Annotated in this window: 1 protein-coding gene; it reads left to right on the top strand. The window is 68.9% G+C overall.

The annotated features are described in order from the left end of the window. Positions 1–1,517 (top strand): beta strand repeat-containing protein (locus EYW49_RS23195; protein WP_407695499.1); only part of this gene is annotated, 1,517 nt, incomplete at both ends.

Genomic DNA, 1,517 nt, shown 5'->3' with positions numbered 1-1,517 from the left:
GCCACCGGCAGCTCCTTCGACCTCGCCGGCGGCAACGACAAGCTGGTGCTCGGCGCCTTCGTCAACACGGTCACGGTGTCGAACATCGAGACGGTGGTCGGCGCGGCTTCGTCCGACACGGTGACGCTGGCCACCCAGTTCACCGGCGGCACCCTCGATCTGGGCGCCGGCAGCGACAAGCTGACCCTCGGCCTGTTCGACAACACGGTGACGGTCGCCGGCATCGAAACGGTGATCGGCGTCGGTTCCTCCGACGTGGTCACCTTGGCGGCGGCGGTCAACGGCGCGACCCTCGACCTCGGCGGTGGTGACGACCAGCTGACCTTCGCGGCAGGCGGTGCGACGGTGACGGTCGCCAACATCGAGACCGTGACCGGTTCGGCGGTCGCCGACCTGGTGTCGGTGTCGGCGCAGTCGACCGGGTCGACCTATGATCTCGGCGACGGCAACGATCGGCTGGTGCTCGGCGGCTTCGTCAATACGGTGACGGTGACCAACGTCGAGACGGTGACCGGCGGCATCTCGGCCGACGACGTGACCTTCGGCGCGGCCTTCACCGGCGGCATCGTCGACCTCGGCGCCGGCAACGACAGCCTCACCTTCGACGCCGCCGGCGCGACCGTGACCATCGCCAATGTCGAGACCGTGACCGGCCTCGCCGGCGATGATCTCGTCACCCTGTCGGTGGCGGCGACCAATTTGACGGCGGATCTCGGGGCCGGCGGCGACAAGCTGGTGCTGGCGGCCTTCGTCAACACCATCACGGTGTCGAACGTCGAAACCATCGTCGGTGGTGTGTCGTCCGACACGGTGACGCTCGGCAGCGCCTTCACCGGCGACATCATCGATCTCGGCGCCGGCGCCGACAAGCTGACGCTCGGCACCTTCACCAACACGGTCACGGTGTCGAACACCGAGACCATCGTCGGTGGCGGCTCGGCCGACACCGTGGTGCTCGGTACCGCGACCACCGGCATCGTCCTCGACCTCGGGGCCGGCGGCGACAAGCTGACCTTCGCCTCGACCGGCGCCACCGCGACGATCACCAACGTCGAAACGGTGACCGGTTCGGCCGTCGCCGACGTGGTGACCCTGTCGGGTGCCGCGACCGGCACCAAGCTCGACCTCTCCGACGGCAACGATCGCCTGATCCTCGGCGCCTTCACCAATACGGTGACGGTGACCAACGTCGAGACGGTCACCGGCGGCATCTCGGCCGACGACGTGACCTTCGGTGCGGCCATGACCGGCGGCATCGTCGATCTCGGGGCGGGCGGCGACACGCTGACCTTCAACGCCTCCGGCGCGACGGTGACCGTGTCCAATGTCGAGACCCTGGTCGGCTCGGCGGCGACCGACGTGGTGACGCTGGCCACCCAGGCCACCGGCAGCTCCTTCGACCTCGCCGGCGGCAACGACAAGCTGGTGCTCGGCGCCTTCGTCAACACGGTCACGGTGTCGAACATCGAGACGGTGGTCGGCGCGGCTTCGTCCGACACGGTGACGCTGGCCACCCA

Source organism: Siculibacillus lacustris (assembly GCF_004328075.1).
Lineage (GTDB): Bacteria > Pseudomonadota > Alphaproteobacteria > Rhizobiales > Ancalomicrobiaceae > Siculibacillus > Siculibacillus lacustris.
Note: the sequence above shows the minus strand (reverse complement) of the source record. Positions and strands in the feature narration are given on the sequence as shown.